General features: G+C 43.9%; 17 protein-coding genes. 8 read left to right on the forward strand and 9 right to left on the reverse strand.

Going from position 1 to position 22,250, the window contains the following annotated elements; translation table 11 throughout:
* The first annotated feature begins 17 nt into the window (after positions 1-17).
* The 4 genes from FBF61_RS21145 to guaB all read left to right on the forward strand — a co-directional run bounded on the left by FBF61_RS21145 (position 18) and on the right by guaB (position 4,840).
* Positions 18-1,223, forward strand: a complete 1,206-nt coding sequence (locus FBF61_RS21145; RefSeq protein WP_138481044.1) for a Gfo/Idh/MocA family protein — start codon at positions 18-20, stop codon at positions 1,221-1,223.
* Between the two features lie 46 nt (positions 1,224-1,269).
* Positions 1,270-1,746 carry a single-stranded DNA-binding protein gene (locus FBF61_RS21150; protein ID WP_138481046.1) on the forward strand — a complete coding sequence of 159 codons (477 nt, stop codon included), beginning with the start codon at positions 1,270-1,272 and terminating at the stop codon, positions 1,744-1,746.
* Positions 1,747-1,883: 137 nt separating this feature from the next.
* Positions 1,884-3,200 (forward strand): transporter associated domain-containing protein, encoded by a 1,317-nt coding sequence (locus FBF61_RS21155; protein ID WP_138481048.1) that lies wholly within the window; start codon positions 1,884-1,886, stop codon positions 3,198-3,200.
* Positions 3,201-3,364: 164 nt separating this feature from the next.
* Complete coding sequence (guaB, locus tag FBF61_RS21160; protein WP_138481050.1) at positions 3,365-4,840, forward strand: IMP dehydrogenase; 1,476 nt, start codon at positions 3,365-3,367, stop codon at positions 4,838-4,840.
* 155 nt (positions 4,841-4,995) lie between these two features.
* Here guaB and FBF61_RS21165 read toward each other — a convergent pair whose 3' ends face one another.
* The gene (locus FBF61_RS21165; RefSeq protein WP_138481052.1) at positions 4,996-5,652 is read right to left on the reverse strand and encodes a DedA family protein; all 657 of its coding nucleotides are present in this window, start codon (positions 5,650-5,652) and stop codon (positions 4,996-4,998) included.
* 40 nt (positions 5,653-5,692) lie between these two features.
* Positions 5,693-6,487, reverse strand: a complete 795-nt coding sequence (locus tag FBF61_RS21170; RefSeq protein ID WP_138481054.1) for a phosphosulfolactate synthase — start codon at positions 6,485-6,487, stop codon at positions 5,693-5,695.
* Between the two features lie 164 nt (positions 6,488-6,651).
* On the opposite strand from FBF61_RS21170, the gene FBF61_RS21175 reads away from it, so the two are divergent.
* The 4 genes from FBF61_RS21175 (at position 6,652) to FBF61_RS21190 (ending at position 9,187) form a co-directional block, all read left to right on the forward strand.
* Entirely contained in the window at positions 6,652-7,134 is a 483-nt protein-coding gene (locus FBF61_RS21175) for a PaaI family thioesterase (RefSeq protein ID WP_138481056.1), read from the forward strand.
* A 25-nt stretch (positions 7,135-7,159) separates the two neighbouring features.
* Entirely contained in the window at positions 7,160-7,993 is an 834-nt protein-coding gene (mazG, locus tag FBF61_RS21180; RefSeq protein ID WP_138481059.1) for a nucleoside triphosphate pyrophosphohydrolase, read from the forward strand.
* Positions 7,994-8,141: 148 nt separating this feature from the next.
* Positions 8,142-8,513 carry a hypothetical protein gene (locus tag FBF61_RS21185; RefSeq protein WP_138481061.1) on the forward strand — a complete coding sequence of 124 codons (372 nt, stop codon included), beginning with the start codon at positions 8,142-8,144 and terminating at the stop codon, positions 8,511-8,513.
* Between the two features lie 8 nt (positions 8,514-8,521).
* Complete coding sequence (locus FBF61_RS21190) at positions 8,522-9,187, forward strand: thiamine diphosphokinase (RefSeq protein ID WP_138481064.1); 666 nt, start codon at positions 8,522-8,524, stop codon at positions 9,185-9,187.
* On the opposite strand, the gene FBF61_RS21195 is transcribed toward FBF61_RS21190, so the two are convergent.
* The 7 genes from FBF61_RS21195 to FBF61_RS21225 form a co-directional block, all read right to left on the reverse strand.
* Entirely contained in the window at positions 9,182-10,825 is a 1,644-nt protein-coding gene (locus tag FBF61_RS21195) for a M1 family metallopeptidase (protein WP_138481066.1), read from the reverse strand. The genes FBF61_RS21190 and FBF61_RS21195 overlap by 6 nt on opposite strands.
* Before the next feature lie 29 nt (positions 10,826-10,854).
* Positions 10,855-11,838 (reverse strand): Kelch repeat-containing protein, encoded by a 984-nt coding sequence (locus FBF61_RS21200; RefSeq protein WP_138481068.1) that lies wholly within the window; start codon positions 11,836-11,838, stop codon positions 10,855-10,857.
* A gap of 138 nt (positions 11,839-11,976) precedes the next feature.
* Positions 11,977-13,353 carry a glucoamylase family protein gene (locus tag FBF61_RS21205; protein ID WP_138481070.1) on the reverse strand — a complete coding sequence of 459 codons (1,377 nt, stop codon included), beginning with the start codon at positions 13,351-13,353 and terminating at the stop codon, positions 11,977-11,979.
* A 182-nt stretch (positions 13,354-13,535) separates the two neighbouring features.
* Positions 13,536-14,381, reverse strand: a complete 846-nt coding sequence (locus FBF61_RS21210) for a LamG-like jellyroll fold domain-containing protein (RefSeq protein ID WP_138481072.1) — start codon at positions 14,379-14,381, stop codon at positions 13,536-13,538.
* Positions 14,382-14,454: 73 nt separating this feature from the next.
* Positions 14,455-15,981: a RagB/SusD family nutrient uptake outer membrane protein gene (locus FBF61_RS21215; protein WP_138481074.1), complete on the reverse strand. Its 1,527-nt coding sequence runs from the start codon at positions 15,979-15,981 to the stop codon at positions 14,455-14,457.
* A 17-nt stretch (positions 15,982-15,998) separates the two neighbouring features.
* Positions 15,999-19,085: a SusC/RagA family TonB-linked outer membrane protein gene (locus tag FBF61_RS21220; protein WP_138481076.1), complete on the reverse strand. Its 3,087-nt coding sequence runs from the start codon at positions 19,083-19,085 to the stop codon at positions 15,999-16,001.
* A 178-nt stretch (positions 19,086-19,263) separates the two neighbouring features.
* Complete coding sequence (locus tag FBF61_RS21225) at positions 19,264-21,969, reverse strand: helix-turn-helix and ligand-binding sensor domain-containing protein (protein ID WP_229215161.1); 2,706 nt, start codon at positions 21,967-21,969, stop codon at positions 19,264-19,266.
* Positions 21,970-22,250: the final 281 nt, after the last annotated feature.

Below are 22,250 nucleotides of genomic sequence, written 5' to 3' on the forward strand. Positions count from 1 at the left end.
TTATCTAAACCACAGTTATGCAAAAAATTGCCATGTTGGGCTCCGGATTTATCGGACGTTTTTATGCTGAATCAATTCATGGCCAGCGTGGCCGGGACAGGGTAACCGCTATTTATGCCAGGAGAGAGGAAAGTGCAAAAAAATTTGCTGCCGACTATGGCTGTGATTTTTGGTCGTCTGATATGGAAGAAGTTATCGCGCACCCTGATGTCAATATGGTGTGTATAGCGCTTCCTAATAATATTCACGAACAGGCAGTTTTGCTTTGCGCCAAACATAAGAAAGCGGTTGTATCGACAAAACCGCTGGGACGGAATGGAGAAGAGGCTTTGCGTATGCTGATGGCTGTCGAAGAAGCCGGGATTTTTGCGGGCTATCTTGAAGATCTTTGCTACACTCCGAAGTTTCTGAAATCTCTGGAAAGTGTAAAAAATGGATCTCTGGGCAGGATCATTTGGGCAAAATCGCGCGAAGCCCACCCCGGACCGCATAGTGAATGGTTTTGGGATATTGAACAGGCCGGCGGTGGCTGTATCTTAGATCTGGGTTGTCATTGTATTGAGATTTCCAGGAATTTTATAGGAAAGGATATCAAACCCGTCGAAGTAATGTGCTGGGCAGATACGCAGGTGAAGCCTATTGATGCTGAGGATCATGCTATTGCATTAGTTAAATATGAAAACGGCGCGATCGGCCAGTTTGAGGTGAGCTGGACATTCCGCGGAGGTATGGATTTGCGCGATGAAGTGATGGGAACCGAGGGTACGATCTGGATCAACAACTTTCTTCGGACCGGATTTGAAATGTTCACTACAGGCCAGAATGCAGATGGAAAAGGAGAAGACTATGTTGCGGAAAAGGCGGAAAGTAATACTGGCTGGCTCTTTCCAGTAGGTGATGAAGTCAATGATTTGGGCTATAATCATATGTTTACGGATATGTTTAATGCCGTTGAAAAAGGCGTAGAGCCAGCCGAGACATTTTATGATGGTTATGTTGTCAATGCTGTTATAGACGCAGCATACCGTTCTGCCAAATCGAAATTGTGGGAAAAGGTGGAGCTGCCTGTCTGGCGCGGACAGGAAGGATTAACTAAGCCATCTAATTATATTAATTACGATGAAAATCATTACCTGATCAAAAAGGAAATGACACATGACGGCAGGAATAAATTAATTTTGAAAGATAAAATAACCGGAAAGATCACTGAGCAGGATGTTTGATTATCTTTAACCTGCAACATTAAAATATATCCACATTTAAGAAATCATGGCAGGAAGTGTAAATAAGGTGATATTAATCGGCAACTTGGGAAGCGATCCTGAGGTAAGGTATCTTGAGAGTGGATCTGCGGTAGCGAAGTTCAATATTGCGACTACGGAATCATATACGAATAAAAGTGGTGAGAGAGTCGATAATACAGAGTGGCATCGTATTGAACTTTGGGAAGGACTGGCCAAGGTTGCTGAAAAATATCTAAAAAAAGGCAATCAGGTTTACATTGAAGGCCGTATCCGTACCGATAGCTGGACTGATAAAGAAGGCCAGCAGAGAACTGGTGTCACAATCCGTGCAAACAGTATGACATTGCTCGGTGGGCCTGCAGGTTCTAATTCCGGCGGAGATAATAGCAATCAGGGATATTCACAGCCTTCTGCCCCCAGAGCAAATCAAGCACCAAGATCGTCGGATCCTATTCCGCCATCTATGGCATCGGGAAGTGATGACGACGATCTTCCGTTCTAAATCCTGACTAATCAGAAGAAAGGTTCTGGCCAAAAGAATATTTATTTTACGGGCTTCCGTGGAATTGAATATTATTTTGGCCAGAATCGTTACATTTAACTTATTGAAATCACTGTAACAACGTTTTCTGATTTTTCGTGAAAGAAACAAAAGATAGCGATGATCCTCTTGCCCGAAAGCGTACGGGGATCCTCGTTTCCCCAAAAAGTACGCAATCGATTTTTGCAGGAGTCCTCGTACCTATTGATTTTATAGCTACCTACGAATTCATTTTTGTAATTTTTCTCTTTCTGATCTCCCTTTTTTTATCTGGAATCCGTGCCGCGTATGCTGCTTCCGGTGCGATGGAAAATCCCTGGGAACGCAAAAGTGACTCGGACAGTCAGGTTCCAACCAGAATTCAGCAACTTGCCCTCTCTTTAATTCAACGCGCAATAACATTGTTTGCTTTGCTTTTGGCTGCAAGACTGGCCTGGATGCAAACGCAATCGATGGATAATGAGCTTTTTCAGTGGATATTGCTCGTTTTCCTGGCAACCTGGGTGTGGTTCGATGCAATCGTGAGGTACAACAGTGCCCGGAAAGCCAACGATTTTATCCCCAAAATTGCGGGTTTTACATCACTGCTGATCAAAATATGCCAGCCCCTTACCCAGCCGATCATGAAGCTGGGCTACTCATTCGGAGTCCTTACGCCGGAAGGTGCTGAGATCACGACTGAAAGGCTGGAGGCAAAATCGGAAAGTGAAGAAGAAACTGATCTTTTGAGAGGATTGGCTAATTTCCGACAGACGAACGCGCGGAAGGCGATGCAGGCCAGGCTGCACATTACGGCTTTTGATATCGAGCTCAACTTTCATGAACTCATGGATAAAATCAACAAGTCGGGATATTCGCGGGTGCCGGTTTTTCGGGATGATCTGGACCATATCGAAGGTATATTGAATGTCAAGGACTTGCTGCCGCATATTCACCTGGACGAACATTTTAATTGGCAGAAGCTATTGAGGCCCGTGTATTTTATACCCGAAAGCAAACGTCTGGATGATCTGATGAAAGATTTTCAGAACCGGCGGGTGCACATGGCTATTGTCGTTGATGAATATGGGGGTACGAGCGGTCTCATTACACTGGAAGATATTATTGAAGAAATATTCGGGGATATTAACGACGAATACGATGAAGACGATGAAGTAAATTACACGCAGGTTGACGAAAATACTTACGTTTTTGAAGGGAAAGTCTTGATTAATGATTTGTGCCGCATACTAAACCTGGAAACAGATTATTTTGATGATATCCGAGGTAATAGTGAGTCACTAGCCGGATTATTACTGGAATTATTTTCAAGGTTACCTAGAACCGGCGAACTGGCAACTCACAGGGCCATTACCTTCAAAGTACAATCCGCGGATAAGAAGAGGATTAAGAAGGTTAGGGTTTTGGTAGCATAGACTTCGGCTGTCGGCAATCAGCTGTTAACACTCCAAAAGCTGACAACCGATGGCCGGCCGCTGGCTGCCGCTAAAAAGTTTTTTTAGCGGAAAAGTGCAAGTAATTTTATTTACTCCAAACTTCTCCTTAATTTTGCCCGGCAAATAACAATAGTTTATTTGCTATGAGCACAGACCCATCCAAAGTCCTCTTCGAGGCACTCACTTACGACGACGTTCTTCTAATACCTGGCTATTCAGAAATTCTGCCTCGCAATACTACAACAAAAACCAAGCTGACAAGAAACATTGAATTAAACATTCCTCTTGTTTCTGCTGCTATGGATACGGTTACTGAATTCGAGCTTGCCATTGCTATGGCGCAAGAGGGAGGGATCGGAATTATTCATAAAAATATGAGCCTTGAAGCTCAGGCTGAGCAGGTTAGAAAGGTAAAGCGTTCGGAAAGCGGCATGATCCTCGATCCGATTACCCTCTCTGACACAGCTACCCTGGGCGATGCGCATCAGATTATGCGTGAATTCAAAATCGGTGGCATCCCTGTTATCGATGGGAACCATAAGTTAATTGGTATCCTGACCAACCGTGATCTTCGTTTCGAGCGTGAAATGGGGAAGCCGGTGACAGAAATCATGACAAAGGACAAACTGGTCACAGCATCGGACGGATTGTCGCTTGATGATGCTGAGAAAATCCTTCAGGAATACAAAATTGAAAAACTTCCAATTGTAGATTCTGAGTACCGCCTTACCGGATTGATAACCTACAAGGACATTTTGAAACGCAAGTCACACCCCAATGCTTGTAAAGATGAATACGGAAGGCTACGTGTCGGTGCAGCTGTCGGAGTAACTGCTGACTTGCTAAAACGCGTTGAGGCTTTGGTAAAAGCTGGCGTGGATGTAATTAGTTTGGATACCGCTCACGGACATTCTATGGGTGTTATCGAAGCCTTGAAATCTGTGAAAAAACATTTCCCAAAACTGGATGTAATTGCCGGTAATATAGCAACTGGAGAAGCTGCAAAAGCGTTGGCCGAAGCTGGCGCGGATGCAGTAAAAGTAGGTGTTGGGCCGGGAAGTATTTGTACCACACGTATCATTGCGGGTATCGGTGTTCCGCAGCTTACCGCAGTAATGTGGGCCGCAGAAGCATTGAAAGGAACGGATGTACCCGTAATTGCTGATGGTGGGATCCGTTTTTCAGGTGACATGACCAAAGCATTAGCCGGAGGTGCAAGTACCATCATGATCGGCTCTATGCTGGCTGGAAGCGACGAAGCTCCTGGGGAAATAGTAATCTATGAAGGCCGGAAATTCAAGGCATACCGTGGGATGGGATCAGTTGAAGCTATGGAGGACGGATCCAAAGACCGTTATTTTCAGGATGCGGAAGATGATGTGAAGAAGCTGGTTCCTGAGGGAATTGTTGGCCGGGTGCCTTTTAAAGGAAAGGTAGCAGAAATCGTATATCAGATGGTCGGTGGATTGAAAGCTGGAATGGGTTATTGTGGAGCGGGCGATATTGCATCTCTGCAAAAAGCACAGTTTGTGAAAATAACTTCCGCTGGTGTACGTGAAAGTCATCCACATGACATTATGATTCAGAAGGAAGCACCGAATTATTCGTCGAAATCCTGATTTTGAGGGCAGTCGGCTTTCTGCTGTCAGCTATCGGCTTTTGTAAATATCATATAAATAGAGATGCCCTCAACTTTATCGGTTAAGGGCATTTCTGTTTTTAATCAAATAAAAATCTATGAGCCGAAAGCTGATCGCCGACTGGCCAAAGCCATTTAAGCTGCCGAAGGCTTCGCGAAACGACTTTTCAGATATTGAAAAATCATTGGTAAGATTGAAAAGCCTATTATTCCGAAAATAACGAGTTCGAAGTTCTTTTTTACAATTTCCATATTACCGAAAAAGAAACCCAAAAGAGTAAGGGAAGGGACCCAAAGTAGCGCGCCAATCACGCAAAAAACGATATATTTTGAATAATTCATACTTCCTGCGCCTGCTACAAAAGGAGCAACGGTTCTCACGATCGGAATAAAACGGGCCATAATTACGGTGCTTCCGCCATGTTTGGCATAGAAAGCTTCGGTTTTCTCCAGATACTCTCTTTTCAAAAACAGTATACGTTCCCTTTTTCTGATCTCTCCACCAAATTTTTTACCCATAAAATAATTGACATTATCGCCCATGAGCGCTGCAATTATTAATATAAGAATGATAAGCCACACATTCAGCCCAGTGCCTTCATTAGCTGCAATGGCCCCAGCGGCAAATAGCAATGAGTCCCCGGGGAGCAGAGGCATAATTACCAATCCGGTTTCTGTGAACACGATCAGAAACAGGATCACATAGGTAAGGGTGCCATACTGTTCAACGATGTTGAAAAGATGTTTGTCAAGATGAAGGAAGAAATCAATGAACTGCGTTAAAAATTCCATAGCTAATTTTAGAGTTTACCGATGTGTATGATATGAAGTACTATTTGGAATCTATCTTCCACTTTTGTTTTGTTTTGGCATTCAGGAAGTGATTAAATGTGTCTCCCCGAAGTCCCAAACGGATTGTTTCCAGTGGTATCAACTCGCTGGGGGATATGTTTCCCAGATTGACATTAGCACCGAGCAGTTTGACGAACCACACTTGCTGAGATTTTTGGGGCGCTTCCCAGAGCATATCTTCAAAAGCGATTTCCGTCAATATTTCTTCAACAAGTCCCTGGCGAACTTCACCACTCGCCCTGAACAACCCGACATTGCCTGATTCCCTTGCTTCTCCAATCACCTTCCAGGCGCCGGCCTGCAATTCAGATTTGATCAGCTGGATCCATTTATAGGGAGGGATTATTTTATTCTCATCTTTTGAGCCAACTTCGGACAGGACGGTGACCTGCTTGGAAAGCGTATGGATATATTCACATTTTACATCCTGGGCCATTTCTATCGATCCGTCCGAAACCTCGGCATATTTCAGATCGTATTTGTCAAGAAGCTTACGGTAGTCGTCAAACTGGTTTCTGACCACAAATGCCTCAAACAAAGTTCCGCCAAAATAGACGGGAATGTTGGCATTTTTGTAAACAGCGAGCTTTTCGTTAAGGTTCGGACTGACGAAGGAAGTGGCCCAGCCAAGCTTTACGATATCAATATATGGTGAGGATGTGGAAAGCATATCTTCAGTTTCCCTGACACTTAGCCCTTTATCCATCACCATAGTAATCCCTTTTTCTCTGGGCTTTTCGGAACGGTTAGGAACTTGCGATAACGTAAAATTCATATATGGGTATGCATTTATCTCTTGCAAAAACTCTGGCAAAGGTAGCAATTACCTTTGATACGCAGCAATAAAATCCATGTGAAAGACACTTATTAGGATTTTTTTCTATGATAATTACTATTTTTAGAAAAATACTTTTATAATCTTAAAGTAGTCACTTTTGAATGGTTGAGTCTGTAAAAGCACAGTTTCCGCGGGATAACATCCGGCTTGTTTTTCTGAAATCCCTTATCGGCAAACATCTGGGTGAAAGTATTTCTCCGGTGGGGAACTGGCTAAATGGCAAACTTCTGGATATTCGGGAAGGAAGTATGCGGGTCCAGTTTATTGTTCGCAAAGATATGTGCAATCCGATGGGTGTTTTGCACGGAGGGATTGCCGCAACTATTTTGGATGACGTGCTTGGGACAATAGTGTATGCGCTGGGTCGGGACTTTGCCTATACTTCTGTGAACCTGAATTGTGATTTTCTGAACCCGGCTCAGCTGGGAGAAGTCATTGTTGCCGAGGGAACAGTCATCCGGGCGGGCAAAAACGTCATCCATGTTGAAGGGAAAATAATTGACAATACAGGCCGGATTATTGCAAAGTGCGCCAGTAATCTTATTCAAACGAGTCTGAAAATACCCGCCGACCCAAAATTCTGATCTTTGTAAGTTTTACCTTTGCCAAATGGAGAAGACATTTAACGACCTGCCTCAGAGTCGCCAGGAGCAACTTATGGCTTTCGATCGCTTGCTGACGATCATGGACGAACTCAGAGAACAATGCCCCTGGGACAGAAAACAAACCATTGAAAGTTTGAGACATCTGACGATTGAAGAAACCTACGAGTTGTCTGATGCGATCATGGAAAATGATCTGCCCGAAATAAAAAAGGAACTCGGGGACATCTTGTTACATATTGTGTTTTATGCTAAAATAGCGTCTGAGAATAGGGAAGACGACTCTTTACGTTTTGATATCAAAGACGTTTTGAACGGTATTTGTGAAAAGCTCATTTCACGTCATCCGCATATTTATGGCGACGTTGTAGCGGATACGGAAGAAGCAGTCAAGCAAAACTGGGAAAGGTTGAAACTGAAAGAAGGGAATAGGTCCGTTTTGTCTGGTGTACCAGCCTCCTTACCTGCATTGGTAAAGGCAATGCGCATTCAAGAAAAGGCACAGGGAGCCGGGTTTGACTGGGATGAAAAAGAACAAGTTTGGGAGAAAGTACAGGAAGAGCTCGCAGAGTTTAAGGCGAATTTCAATATTGAAACCGAACAGGTAATAGACCAGAAGGAAGCAGAGGGCGAGTTTGGGGATTTGTTGTTCTCCCTTGTTAACTATTCCAGATTTGTTGACATCAATCCTGAAACAGCTTTAGAAAGGACGAACAAGAAATTCATCCGCCGTTTTCAATATCTCGAAGAAGCATCCAAAGCAGACGGGAAAATGTTATCAGATATGACGCTGAGCGAAATGGATAAATACTGGAATAAGGCCAAAGAACTGGGAGTTTGAAAAGAAATCATTAAAGTGCGTGACCTAATTGTATGAATGACGTCTTAAAAGAACTTGTTTCAAAATGTATTCTTTTCGATATTGAAATGAATTTTTGAGAAAATTTTGCGATTGTCCAAACATTCAAATAATTAAAACAACACTATACATGTACTTGGAAGAAAGAGTGGAACAACTTGAGACTATTGTAGTGGATCAGGGGAAACAGATCGAGGTAATCGCTACCGGACTAGCAACGCTGACTACCCAGATGCAAAAAGGGTTTTCGGATATTCACCAGGAGTTTTCCCTGTTGAACAAACGCGTCGGCAACCTGGAAAGCAGGATGGATAAGGTCGAAGTTAGGTTGGATCGCGTAGAAGTGCGATTGGATCGTATCGAGGTGCGACTTGACGGGATTGAGCAGCGAGTCAATCATATCGAGGTGAGACTGGATCACCTGGAATCTAAAATTGACCATTTGGATCACAAAATGGATCAGCGCTTTGATGAGCTGGTAACACTCATTAAAAGTAAATAATTGTATTAATGTCTTCTCACCATATCGTAAAGGAAAAGCAGGAACCAGCGCTGATTATTGCCAACGGAGAAGCATGTAGTAAAGAACTGCTGGGCCAATTGCTGGAATGGAGTCCATTTATCGTTGTGCTTGACCATGCAATTTATCGCGTCCTGGAACTGGGGATCAAAATAGATGTGTGGATGGGAGATTTCGACCAGCCTCATGATTTTGATGCAATCCGATCTAGTCAACATCCTTTGGAAATTATTGACACACCGGATCAGGAGAAAACAGATCTTGAAAAAGCAATTGATTTTCTAATCCAAAGAGGATTTCCTGCTGCAAATATAGTTTGGGCAACCGGGCGCCGTGCGGACCATGCAATAACCAATATTACCAATCTGGTCAGATATAAGGATCAGATCCGTTTGGTTTTATTTGATGACTATTCCAAAATATTCCCATTGTCAGGAGTTTTCGAGAAGTGGTATGTGGCAGGTACGCCTGTTTCGTTGATTCCTGTCGGGACTGTTCAGGGAATCACTACCACTGGGCTGAAATACAATTTGACCAATGAAACATTGACACTCGGTCACAGAACCGGCAATAGCAATGAAGCTGAAAATGATGGTATGGTCACAATTTCAGCGGAAAAAGGGGATCTTCTGATTATGGAGTGCTGGGATCTATGACGAGGCCTGTTTTGTTTCCTTTGATTGTACATAGAAATTCCGGTCAACATTTAATGTTTTTTCATCCCTTATCTTCATTGTTTTCCAGTTAGTTGTAGGGAATAAAAATTGCTCCTGACCTGAGCCTAGTTTGATTTTTACCGGCATGTCAAAATCACCTACTACATTGGTCCAGCGGTATTGTAATGCCTTACCTCCAAACGAATATTCCAGCACGGGGATTCGTGTATCACGGAGGTACTGATCAAAAATTTTCGAAATATCTCTTCCGGAATGTTCACTCATGTAGTTCTCTATTTGTGAGGCATCCACAGTCTGGTGATAAAAGGTTTTGTTTAAGCCACGCAGGATCTGTCGCCATTTCTCATCGTTATTAACGATCTGGAGAATGGTATGGAGCATGTTCCCGCCTTTGTAATACATATCCTTCGAGCCCTCTTTATTTACCCCGTATGGTCCTATAATCGGAATATCATTGGCTATCAGGTCTCTGGTTCCGATCACATAGTCGGCCCCTGCATTTTTGCCAAAATAATATTCAGTATACAAATTTTCCGAATAGTTGGTAAAACTTTCGTGAATCCACATGTCGGCCGCATCCTTGTAGGTAATGTTATTAGCAAACCATTCATGTCCGCTTTCATGAATAATAATGAAATCCCATTTCAAGCCCCAGCCAGTATTTGACAAATCTTTCCCGAGATACCCCATTTTATATCCATTCCCATATGTGACTGAACTTTGGTGCTCCATTCCCAGGTAAGGAACCTCCACCAGCTTGTATCCGTCTTCATAAAAAGGGTAAGGGCCAAACCAGTGCTCGAAAGCTCTCAGCATCTGTGGCGCCTGCTTGAATTGCTCTTTTGCCTTGTCAAGATTTTGAGGTAAAACAAAGTAGCTCAAAGACAAATCACCTTTTTCACCCTTATAATTCTCCTGCCAGCTAACGTAGTTTGCGATATTCATATTTACCCCGTAGTTATTGATCGGGTTATTTACAAACCAGTTGAAAGTGCGTGTGTTGTCTGTATTTTCAACTATGGAACGTAACTTTCCGTTGGACACATCCGTCATGTTCTTTGGGACAGTTATGCTGATCAGCATACTGTCGGGTTCGTCGTACATGTGATCCTTGCAGGGCCACCAGACACTGGCACCTAGTCCCTGGCAGGAAGTTGAGATAATTGTGTTACCCTTTCCATCGGGTATCCACTGCACCCCGCCGTCCCACGGCGGTCGTTTGGCCAATTTCGGTTTTCCGGAATAGAATATTTCAATTGTTTCAGATTTTCCCGCTTCTTGTTTTTTCTTTAGATCAATAAAAAATGCATTGCCGTCCCTTTTGAAAGTCAGACTTTCTCCATCCTGAACAGCCTTAATAATTTTTAACGGTTCCTGTAAATCGATCTGAATGATCTGGGAAGGTTTTAAAATCGTGTAAACAATTTTTGTGCTTCCGCTAAGCATGCTGTCCTGCGGGTCTGGGCGGACATTCAGGTGATAAAATGTAAGATCCCACCAAGCACGCTCGGGAGTGATCGATCCTCTTAAAGTATCTGCGTGTGTGAAGGTTTTGTTTTGTGAAAATGCACAGGTTGTCAGGAAGAAAAGGCAGACGTAGGGCAGTTTTTTTAGCATGTATAGATCGATTTGACAGTCGCGGTTAATCATTTTTCAAGAATTTCCATATCGTTCAGCTCAGGGCCGTTACCCTGATTGGCGGAACCGGCCGCGATGTATATTTTTTTATTATATAAAACGGCCTGAGTTCCATGTCTTCCCTGATGTAAGGAGGGAAGTCTTTCCCATTTTTGAGTTTTCGGATTAAAAGCTTCTACCTCGTTATGCGCTTCGGTTTGCGCAGCACTCTCGCCTCCGATAACCAGGAGTTTGTTTTCAAAAACAACCGTCGTATTCCCTGCTCGCAAGGTTGGAAGGTTATTGGCGGCCTCCATTGTTGCCCACGTCCCGGTTTTGAAGTCATACACATCCACCTCCTTTACCGTTGTATTCAACACCTGACCGATGCGGGCTGTTGAAAGTCGGCCACCTGCTGCATAAAGTTTATCGTTAAGTACTGCTACCTGACAATGATCTCTCGCACGAGGAGCGTCCGGAAGGATTTGCCATTTACCGGTTGCCGGGTCATATTCATCAAACCAGGCAACATGTCCATCCCAGTGGCCATCCTGAATGCCGCAAACTACATATATTTTATTATTGAGGACAAATGCACCAGCGGCACCTCGCCTCCGGTTCTCGGGAATTTCCGATCCTTTACGCCACTCGTTTTTAACGGGGTTGAAAATATATATATGCGGGATTGGCGTTTCGTGTGGAAACCCGCCTGTAAAGGCTCCCAGAACATAAATTTCATCCTTGAAAGTAATTGCCTGAAAATGGCTCATTTCTATTGGCGTCTCACTCAGCTTCGTCCAGGAGTCTTTTTTGAAGTCATATTCGTTGACAGGCCTTATACCACGTCCGCCCAGAAGGTAAAGCTTTCCATTTGCAGCGGCCATTGCATTTTCATGTCGTTTTTCAGGAAGGTTTTCTGGCTCTGACACCTTCCACATTTGTCCGGAAACGGATATAGCCAGCAAATTGACGGCCAACAAAAATGCTCCGGTTTTAAAGGATATGTTTCTCATGATCGTAGTTTAATAGAGGTTAGGAACATTCATTGAATAGTCTCAGCATTCTAAAAACTACATCAAGGTACAATTATATTTCCTAAACAGAAAGGCCAGCTTGCGACCGGCCCTTCTCCAAATTCAGATCATCATAGGTTAATATTTGCTTATATTTTTCAGTGCCGGACTTTCAAAACCTAGTTTCTTGAGACCATTTTGAACATCCGGATCCTTCATGAAAAGATTCCAAAGCAGGCCGGTCCGGTAATTTTCGATCATTACAACAATAGGTCCCTGATCAATGGCAAGATGCGATTCTGCATACCAGTTTTGAGACTCGTTAAATGCATCCGTAAACCCAAATTCGCTCCATATTTTATCGCCCAGGTCATCGTAAAAATGTCGCAGTGCCTTCATAGATTGTGCAGGGGTATAGGGGAATGAAGACAGGGCGGCAGTAGGAGTAATCGTACCAAAGTCATTGGTAGGTGAGTGTGCGTTGTAGCCATTATAGGTATCGCTGGCGGTAAGCCCCCAGCCATTTTCTCCATATCCTTTGAACTTTCCGGGATTGGCAACGCAGTGCTTGTAATTAATTAACGAATGATTCTGATTTTGTTCCCAATAATTTGCATACTGATCTTTTAGATCGCGCGGATCGAGTCCTAAAAAAGAATAGTGTGTAAAGAATAGTGGTCCTCCATAGTCGAAACCCAAAGGAAGGTTGACGCCATAAAACTCTTTTCCATTTCTGAAATGATTACTTTCTGCCCAGCATTTATTGTACACATCTGCTCCCACAGGATATCTCGGTGCTGACGCTGCCATGATATACGTGATCAATGTTTCATTATAACCGCGCAGCTCAAAATTCATAGCCCAGCCATGGTTGGGACTCCAGTGCCAATACAATTGGTCACGGCCATCACGTGTATACCAGTCCCATTCAGCTTCGTTCCATAGCCAGCTGATGCGGTTGCGCAGTTCTTTTTCCATTTCGTTGTCCGCATTGAAATATTGTCGCGCAGTCAGTAACCCTTGAAACAGAAAGGAAGACTCAACCAGGTCGCCGCCGTCATCTTTACGGCTGAAAGGAATGGTTTTCCCGGTTGCACCATTAAGCCAATGGGGGAAAATTCCGTGATAGTGGTCCGCTTTTGCCAAAAATTTCACCATTTTCAATAACCTCATAGCTACTGAATCGCGGGGTTGCCACTTTCTTTCCGCTGCCACGATCATTGCCATAATTCCGAAACCAGTTCCACCGGTAGTAACTACTTCATCTCCATACTCATACGCATCATTGCTTCTTTCACGGGCCATTGCGCTGACAGGATGTCCGAAATCCCAGAAGTAACGGAAAGTTTGCTTTTGAACGAGGTCAACAAGTGCGGTGTCGGAAAGATTTTTTGGACGGTTCGCAGCGCTGAACGGATGATCCGGAGTTATCGATTTTTTTTTGTTCTGAGCTTCACAATTTAAGTTAAAGCAGAGAGTAAACAGTATGCCCAAGTAATAGCAGAATACCTTCATTTGTCGAGTTTAATTTAATGCCTGGATAAAAGTTTACCCAAAGCTCTTGCCAATTTTCTAAGCGAAATTTGAAAACAAAGAGCAGTTTATAGTGCACGTTTATGTGAAACAGGTGCGTGACTCTATTCCCGACATTTGATATTTATTACCAAATGTCAGGAAGCGGGTTCGTGAGAGGTTGCTTATTTTTTAGCGGTATAAAGAGAGGCTACTTCAGACGCGGAAAGAGCTGTACCGTATAACCGGAACTGATCCAGACCGCCGTCGTACATCGCCATCCAGCCGTCGGGTGTAGCTCCCAGGCCGAGGTGTGCAGGGCCACCTATCACGAATTTAGATGCGTTCAGGGCCAGCGGTCCTCTGGGTTGTCCGTTTTTTACGATGTCGGTCCTGTTTGCGGGCAGTCCGGTTCTGGCTGAGCCATCCCAGTATGTAGTAAGTTTGGAAGTGGTTTCGTCATAAACGAAAGCCAAATGATGCCAGTTTCCATCAAGTCCTTTTGGAAGCCTGAAATCCTTTTTCAGGCCACCGTCTTTACTGAATTCAACCCACTGATCCAGAAGATAGAATTTCGCTGTAAGTGAGTCACCGGAACTTTGATCTTTGTTTTCGATCAGCATAAAAATATCTGCTTTTGTCCAGATGTCCGTGCCGGTAGCGAGCGCGAAAGCAAACTGAGCATTGTTTTTGTGCGCTTTTTTCTTCATCCAGAATGCGATGGTAAAGCTTGTCGATTTTCCAAAATCATTGGCAGAAGGGTACACAATATTGCTGACCGTATCTCCCTGATATGCTTTACCGGAGACACCGTTGTCGTATATAGCTTTGGTAGCTGTACCGAAAGAGGCCCTGATGCTGTCTACATCCGTTCCTTCAAATGCGGTGAAAAATTTGAGCGGGCCTCCCGGCGGGTTTACATCCTTTGCATATTCACCCAAAACCGGGCGGTCCATGTCCTGGCACCCCACAACGGCGATCATCAGCGTCATCACAAGCGGGAGAAACCAGACTGATCTATATTTTTTCATTTCAGTATCTTTTTAATTTTTTTAAAATCATCATTGGTCTGATCCTGTCAGATTGTAAGAGAATTAACAATTCTCAATAATCGGGATTTTGTATCAATACTCCTTTTGCTTTGTCAATTTCAGGCTGTGGAATAGGGTGGTACCTGCTACGCGGCTGATAGCCCAATGGACCCAGCACGGAAAGAGCATCTCCCCAGCGGACAAGGTCGAAAAACCGCTCTCCATCCATACCGAACTCCACCATGCGTTCATGCTTTAGTGCAGCACGCATCTGGGCTTGAGAAACGAATTTTACCTCTGGTAAAACGCCGGTTGCCCCTCCTCTGGCTCTCTTTCTGATCTGTTCCAGCATCGTGGCCGCCAGCGGGCCGTTCCCTGTTTCATTAGCAGATTCCGCAACCATGAGAATAACATCTGCGTAGCGTAAAATTCTTTTGTTAACCCAAGGAGCCTCGTGCAGAATATTAGTTGCAGCGTGTCTGGCTGGGTCGGAATACACTTTTTTGTTGTAGTACTTTCTGAATAGTATTCCGGGAGGATTATCAAAAACGGATCTTGGCAAAATTTTCCCATAACCTCCGGTAGCGGGATCGTCGGATTGCCCCGCAATCAGAAGCGTTCCGTCCTTTCTTGTGTCGCCAGGTTCGTAAGCTTTTGCCAGCGTTTCAGTCGGTGTGTTCCAACCCCAGCCAAGGTTCCAGCCGCTGGCATCCGACTGCCGGACTCCCTGACAGGTACCCCATTGCGAACCTTTGTTTACTACCCCGTCAACACTTACATAGCATTGTGTCTCGTAAATGGATTCACTGCAATTCTCGCCCGATTCTTTAAAAATGCCATAGTAATTTGGGAAAAGAGAATAAACCCCTGAATTGACCACTTCCTGACTAAGTGCAAGGGCTTGCGGCCAGTTTTTCCGGAACAGGTGAGCCTTCGCATGTAATGTTTTTGCGGCACCACTTGTCAGACGGCCGACATATTGGCTACCCCATGTCGCAGGTAGATTGGCGCCGGCAAACGTCAGATCCTCATCGATCAGCTTGTATATTTCATCCACCGCAACCTTTGGCTGAATTGCTTGGGCGGCACTGTAGATCCTGAAATCGATTTTGGGAACTTCACCGAATGTACGAACCAGATCAAAATATGAAAACGCACGGAAAAAACGGGCTTCTGCCACATTGATAATCCCCGCAGCGTCATTAAGTTTCAGCGAATCTGCTGTCTGAATAGCAGTATTTGCCCGGTTGATCAGATCATAGTGATCACTCCAATATGAATTGATAGAGAAGTGGTTTTTGATATACTGATAATTGTCGTAAGGTGCAGTATAATCAGCTCCATCAGTTTGATCGCTGCCCTTTTCAGCTTCATCTCCACGCATACTATGTAAAGCGATCCATGAGAGACTTGAAAAGCCCCATGTGTCTTTCACCAGACTGTAGAGGCCGAAAATCTGGCCGGTAACGCCTCCCTGGTTCAGGTCGTCCAATGTGGCAGTAAGCGGCTTTTTGTCAAGAAAATCTTCGCAGCTGCTCGCCATAAATATGCCGGGAAGACCTATCAGAACGCCAATTATTAATTTGATATATTTTCTCATTTTCACCGGATTTTCAATTAGAATGTTACGTTTAAGCCAAAAGTTGTCACTACGGGAATTGCTCCGTTTGCATTGTCTACGCCAAACTGAAGTGCCGTTGTAGTACCATTTCCTCCAAATTCAGGGGTATAGCCTGAGTTCCTTTTCCAAGTTTTAAGATTCTGCACATTCACATAGGCCCTGAGATTTTTCATTTTTATTTTGGAAATCATATTATAAGGGAAATTATAGCCCAATTGTAAGTTTCTTAATCTGAGATAACTGCCATCTTCAATGGAATAGCTGGATGCTTCATAATTGATGCGGTGATCCTGACCTAAAATCGGATCCCAGTTAGAAGTACCCTCGCCGTGCCATCTGTTTATTTTAAAGGCCGGATAATTCACTCTTTGGAAAGGAGATTCGTTGCTTCCCCAGTTCCGGTATATTTCGTTGCCATAAACACCTCCGAAATCAGCGCTGAGATCCAATCCTTTGAATTTGAAAGCGAGTGAACCTCCATATCCGAAATCCGGGGTGGGATTACCGATCATTGTCCGGTCTTGGGTATTGACTTTTCCGTCGCCATTCACATCCCTATACTTGAAATCACCCGGGCCGTATGAGAATTCGGTGTTAGCAGGGGAGTTTAACTTATCCGCATAGGATTGATACAATCCGTCTACGATGTACCCGTAAAAGTATCCGATAGGCTTTCCAACCGTGGTTCTGCTATTTCCTTCCTGGATCGAGAAATCTTCCGTTGCCAGTTCGAGTACCTTATTCTTATAAGTTGTGAGGTTACCGCCAATGGTCATGACCAGGTCGTTGGTGATGTTTTGCGTCCAGGTTCCAGAAATTTCGATACCGTTATTTTTGATTTTCCCTACGTTGTCAAGACCATTGGTAGCTCCGTTGACACCCGGAATAAAAGTCATCAGGTCCTTAGTCACTTTATCATAATAATTGAACTCAAGATTCAGCTTATTTTTGAACGCTCCCAGTTCAATCCCGTATTCCTTTGCTGTTACAGTTTCCCACTTCAGATTGGCGTTAGGCAGATATTCCTGTGAGTAAGCATTGTAAAGCTGATCACCAAATGCAGTGGAGTTGTCAGCCTTAAGACCAGGGTAGTATGGATAATCATACCGGTATGTGTTCTGGTTTCCAAGCTGGCCAACAGAACCCTTGATTTTGACATAATCAAAAATATGCTGTTCCTTGAAGAAGGCTTCGTTGCTCAGATCCCATGCTGCACCGAGAGCCCAGAAATTCTGCCAGCGGTTGTTTGGAGATATCTGAGATGAACCGTCACGACGGAATGACGCGTTCAGAAAATACTTACTGTCGAAGTTATATAATACCCTGAAAAGCGCCGAGGCAGTTGTTTTCTCGTTTTGCTTGGATTCCGACCTTCTTGTTTGTGCGTCGCCGAAGCCGTTGTCAATGTACCAGAACCTCTTGTCATTTGGAATGGGCGCGCCGGTAGCACTCTGTCTCACCGAAGCAGTTGTTTCAAAAAAGCCGTTGTAATATGCTGTAAAACCTCCTACGGCAGAGAGATTATGCAATCCAAAGTTCTTTTTGAAATTTAAAATATAATCCTGCTGAAACTTGCGAGGAGTCTGCTCAATTTCTTTTACAGAAGTAAATGTGGTATAAAGAAAAGCCCGGTCTTCCGGCATGTCATAGGCGTAGTACAGAGGCTGATATTGTTTTCTGTTTACATTGCTTACGTCAGCGTAGAAAGTAGTTTTGAAATTGAAATGTTTCAAAAAGTTAAATTCTGCAAATACACTTCCAACAGCCCGCACCTCCGTCCACGGGGATTTGTCCCACTCATTTTCGAGCTTGATCAACGGATTTACTACGCCCGAGGCCTGGATCGCAGGCAAGGTATAGTACAGATCGTAGTTGGTACTATCGCTGCCGTAAGGGTTTTTTGTGAAAACAGATTTTGTCCCTGATGGTACCAGAGGTATTACTTTTCTTGCATCATCAAGAAATGAGTTATTGTAAGCATTGCCAACATCCCCGCTATAAGGAAGCTTTTGTCTCACGGCGTTGAGGTTGAAACCTACTTTAATGGATTTGCCTAAGTTGACCTCATCATTGATCGAGAGCAGAAATTTCTGTAGTTGCTCATGCTTAACAATACCCTGATCAAGCGTGTAGCCCACTCCCAGATTAAACTTATGCTTTTCTGTGCTTGTGGAAATACTCAGGTTACTCGTGCTGAACGCTCCGGTGCGTGTTACTGCATCGATCCAATCGGTATCGGCTGTCCAGAGGTCGTAGTCAAATGCCTGCGTTGAACCAATGTTTTCAGATTCTTCGCTATATAACGTTTTAAACTGGGCCGCGTTCGCCAGCTTGATCTTGTCGACCAGCTTTTTAAAGCCAAATGTTGTATTGAAATTAATGGTCGTCTGACCAGCTTTGGCCCTTTTGGTTGTGACAGCAATCACCCCTGCCGCTCCTCTCACCCCGAAAATGGCCAGCGAAGAGGGATCTTTGAGGATTTCAATGGATTCGATGTCATTGGGGTTGAGGTAATCAATGTTATCGTTAAAGACCCCGTCCACCACATACAGTGGGCTGACTGCACCAATACTGATTGTTCCCCTGATCCGGATGTCCGGTGCTTTGCCGGGAGTTCCGTTGTTCACAACGGATAGGCCGGCCACTTTGCTTTGCAACGAAGCTACCGGATTGACGTTCGGCTTGTCGGCGATATCTTTACCTTCTATTTTGACAATTGAGCCGGTAAGGTCACGCTTACTTGCTGTTCCGTAGCCGATTACGACGACCTCGTCAAGGGACCGGGCATCGTCAACCAGTGAAATGTTGATTGTAGTTTGGTTTCCGACGACAATTTCCTGCGTAATAGAGCCTATCATAGAAACTACCAGTACCGCCCCAGAAGGTACCTGAAGAGAAAACGTGCCATCAACGCCTGTTGAGGTTCCCAGGGTGGTGCCTTTTACTAAGAGATTGGCTCCCGGCAGGGGGCTGCCATCCGTTTTTGAAGTTACTTTTCCTGTTACTGTCACATCCTGCGCAAAAGCTGTGACTGCGATGCACGGAATGGCCAATAGTAACAATGATAATAGAATTGATTTCATTGACGATTAGTTGGTTTCAGAGATGTATAACTATTGGAAGAATTAATTGAACTGATCCAAAGTTAGATTTTTAGGTACCACCTAATCAAAAAAAGCACTACATCACCACTACATCAATGAGAATAATACAAGGCAAAACGGGATTTTAAGTTCTTTATGATGGATTAGTACAATAAAATTAAATATCCATCATATATTGGACCAGATTGGCATCCATACCAATACCCAGCTTTTTTCGCAGCCGGTAGCGCTTGATTTCTACGCCCCGAATAGAGATTCCGAGTACCGGGGCCATTTCTTTGGTCGAAAGATTCATTCGTAAACAGGCTGCCAGGCGTAATTCGGAAGGGGAAATGGAGGGATTTATCGTCCGGAGCCTTTTAAAAAAATGTTCGTGGATTTCGTCAAAGTTTTGTTCAAAAAGAATCCAGTCATCTTTTCCGGCAACATTCCGTTCAATACTATTGAGTAGCTTTTGGTAGTGAATATTTGGCAATTGCTGCCCCATCTCTTCCTTCACTTGTTTAAGTTCATCACGGATTTCTTCCAGGATCTCATTTTTACGCACTACGTTGATCGCAACATTGCTAAGCTGCTGGCTTTTGCTTTGTATCTCGGTGTGGAGTTTTTCATTCTGTATCTGCATGATCTGCCGCTCACTTGCCAGTCGCTGCTGTCTTAATTTATCTTCCTGCTCTTCCAGAAGCTTTTTCCTGTGCCTCACCAGCCTTTTTTCCTGATAAAATATCAGTCCAACAAAAACCATCGTAATGAGTAAAGCAAAAAGGACCTTTGCATAGATTGTTTCATGCCAGTAGGGAAGTACGCTGAATTTATAGGCAGTTACTTCGCTGTTCAGCGAGCTTCTGATCTCGAATGTATAGTCGGCTGATTCTAGATTAGTGAATTCAACAAAGTTCTGGTCCGACCATTCCGACCATTGATCTGATAACCCTCTTAACCTGTATTTGTATTGAAAGCTCTGACCGTAAACAGGTACGGAATACGTGATCCGGATCGAGCGTATCTCAGGAGGGAGGTTTGGCTTCCCGGTCAGCGTAAATATTTCAGACGAATTGCGCAGGTTAGCAATCTTGCGGATCAGCGGCTTGGAAGGAGACTCTTCGATTCTTTCGGTTTTCGTCCGGTTGTAAAGAGCATATCCGTTGTCCAGACAAAAAAGGTAGAATTCCCGGGAAAGAGGTATGATAGTTTCACTATTACGGACAAGCGAAAAATCGAATATCTGAGTGTTTTTCTTGTCAGGATTCAGCGCGATCCTGTTCGCAAAGACTTTAAACCAGTCTCCGTTTTCACCGGACCGTATTTTAAAAGGCTCGTCATTGTTTGAGGAAAAATCTGAAATCGGCTTTAAGATGTTTCCGGCGGTTGATTCCAGAAATGACTTGCCCGAATGAACAAGTACGTTATTTTTCCAGTTAGAAATTTCCACAGCGAATTCACTGGGAATATCGGCGGGAGCCTTAAACTCTTTCCAATATAGCACCGAATCCAGCTCGGGGGTTAGTCTCGCCAAAAATAACCCTCTATACGCATGTTCAAGCCAGAAAGTACCGCTTTTGCCACTGACGATCCTGCGAAACGGCAATGGGGGAGCACCTTTTACAGCGTAAGCATAGGACCAAAGATTTTGGGTGTTTCTTTTATAAACATGCAGACCATTGTATGCGCCCTGTAACAACAACGTATCGTTTCCCGCTTTGATGGGCAACATGACCCAGCCACCGGTAACATCCGAAATTTTCTTTATCCCGTTTTTCTCGATTCTGAAAGTCGCATCATTATGCCCGCAAATCAGCTGATCATTGAAAACCTGTAGGTTCCAAGTCTGCCCGCCCAGGCCAGGTACTACCTTGAATGGTTCGTTGGTAAGCCATTTCTTTACAAAAACACCATTATTTGAACCAATGTAGAGATTACCTTTCCATATCGCTGCTGCATAAACGGTGCCAAGCGGATTGTCATTGGTTTGATAAGAAATGACCGGAGATGACATCTTGATCAGGTCGATTCCCTGGTCCATACCGATCCAGACGTTTTTACGACTATCTTCGGCAAGGGCTAGCACGGTGTTGTTCTGCAAGCCGCTTTCCTTGTTGAACTGATATTTAAGGGTTCCGTTTTTTGAGATTACGTAAAGGCCTTTTTGAATTGTTCCCAGTACAATGCTGCTGTCCTGGCTTAGCACGATCGCACGATTGATGATATTACTTTTCAACTCTTCCGACAAACCTATATTCCAAGGGGTTAGAATCCCGTTATCCCAAATGTGAAGTCCCTGTTTGGTTGTTGTAATGAGGATACGGTTTTTAGAAAATGGTAATATGGACGAGACAATGGATGAAGAAAGCTTGTCGGTTCCGGGAAGGGGTACAAATTTTTGGTCTTTCAATTCATATAATCCCTTTCCGATAACCTGTAACAACAAGCGATTGTGCACATATTGTAAAAACATAAAGTTTCCGGATGCCGTCATCTCGATGAGCTTTTTGCCATCATACCGGTAGATCCTGGAAAATGATTGAAAATAAATATATTCCGGCGTTTTCAATATGTGCCAGATTTCCTCAGTCTTGAGACTTGACAGCTTAGCATTTTTGCTCAGGGAATGATAGGTTAGCTGACCGTCCGCCTCTTTTCGCCAGTAACCAAATTCCGCGTAACCACCCACATAAATCCTATGCTCTTTTTTGTTTCGCCTACTTTCCGTCCGGGAGACGATTTTGTCTTCGATAAAGCCGCCATTGTCTGCAAATTCGTCACAAAGAACAGACCTCACAATCTGCCTGTCGGGCATTTCATAGAGTTTCCAGGAAGCACCATCATATTCCAGCAGCCCGTCCGAATTGGCAACATAAATCATCCGGTCACTACTTTGATCGATTGCCCAATTTTGATTATGAGCCTTGTAAGTTGAAAAAGGAAAATTGGCAAGCGGTGGGGTTTCTTGTGCGGATGCCTGGAAGAAAATTAAAAAAAAAAGCAGTATAGCAATACCTAAGACAGGCTTATATTTCCTGGCCTGATCATGGTAAAGTAGATATAATAAAGATTTTCCTGGCGGGATAAAAATCATTGTAACACTCTTTAAATGTCGTTTTAACTCGCTGTTAGGGGGTTAAAGTGCAATTCGCTTGTAAAAAC

The sequence above is a fragment of the Dyadobacter bucti genome (assembly GCF_005869225.1).
GTDB classification, from domain to species: Bacteria; Bacteroidota; Bacteroidia; order Cytophagales; family Spirosomataceae; genus Dyadobacter; species Dyadobacter bucti.

Excerpts from the sequence above, each read along its gene's own strand:
- FBF61_RS21215 (WP_138481074.1), bottom strand. The coding sequence starts at position 15,981 with ATGAGAAAATATATCAAATTAATAATTGGCGTTCTGATAGGTCTTCCC.
- FBF61_RS21220 (WP_138481076.1), bottom strand. The coding sequence starts at position 19,085 with ATGAAATCAATTCTATTATCATTGTTACTATTGGCCATTCCGTGCATC.
- FBF61_RS21205 (WP_138481070.1), bottom strand. The coding sequence starts at position 13,353 with ATGAAGGTATTCTGCTATTACTTGGGCATACTGTTTACTCTCTGCTTT.
- mazG (WP_138481059.1), top strand. The coding sequence starts at position 7,160 with ATGGAGAAGACATTTAACGACCTGCCTCAGAGTCGCCAGGAGCAACTT.
- FBF61_RS21165 (WP_138481052.1), bottom strand. The coding sequence starts at position 5,652 with ATGGAATTTTTAACGCAGTTCATTGATTTCTTCCTTCATCTTGACAAA.
- FBF61_RS21210 (WP_138481072.1), bottom strand. The coding sequence starts at position 14,381 with ATGAAAAAATATAGATCAGTCTGGTTTCTCCCGCTTGTGATGACGCTG.
- guaB (WP_138481050.1), top strand. The coding sequence starts at position 3,365 with ATGAGCACAGACCCATCCAAAGTCCTCTTCGAGGCACTCACTTACGAC.
- FBF61_RS21175 (WP_138481056.1), top strand. The coding sequence starts at position 6,652 with ATGGTTGAGTCTGTAAAAGCACAGTTTCCGCGGGATAACATCCGGCTT.
- FBF61_RS21225 (WP_229215161.1), bottom strand. The coding sequence starts at position 21,969 with ATGATTTATGTTGCCAATTCGGACGGGCTGCTGGAATATGATGGTGCT.
- FBF61_RS21195 (WP_138481066.1), bottom strand. The coding sequence starts at position 10,825 with ATGCTAAAAAAACTGCCCTACGTCTGCCTTTTCTTCCTGACAACCTGT.
- FBF61_RS21150 (WP_138481046.1), top strand. The coding sequence starts at position 1,270 with ATGGCAGGAAGTGTAAATAAGGTGATATTAATCGGCAACTTGGGAAGC.
- FBF61_RS21145 (WP_138481044.1), top strand. The coding sequence starts at position 18 with ATGCAAAAAATTGCCATGTTGGGCTCCGGATTTATCGGACGTTTTTAT.
- FBF61_RS21190 (WP_138481064.1), top strand. The coding sequence starts at position 8,522 with ATGTCTTCTCACCATATCGTAAAGGAAAAGCAGGAACCAGCGCTGATT.
- FBF61_RS21170 (WP_138481054.1), bottom strand. The coding sequence starts at position 6,487 with ATGAATTTTACGTTATCGCAAGTTCCTAACCGTTCCGAAAAGCCCAGA.
- FBF61_RS21200 (WP_138481068.1), bottom strand. The coding sequence starts at position 11,838 with ATGAGAAACATATCCTTTAAAACCGGAGCATTTTTGTTGGCCGTCAAT.
- FBF61_RS21185 (WP_138481061.1), top strand. The coding sequence starts at position 8,142 with ATGTACTTGGAAGAAAGAGTGGAACAACTTGAGACTATTGTAGTGGAT.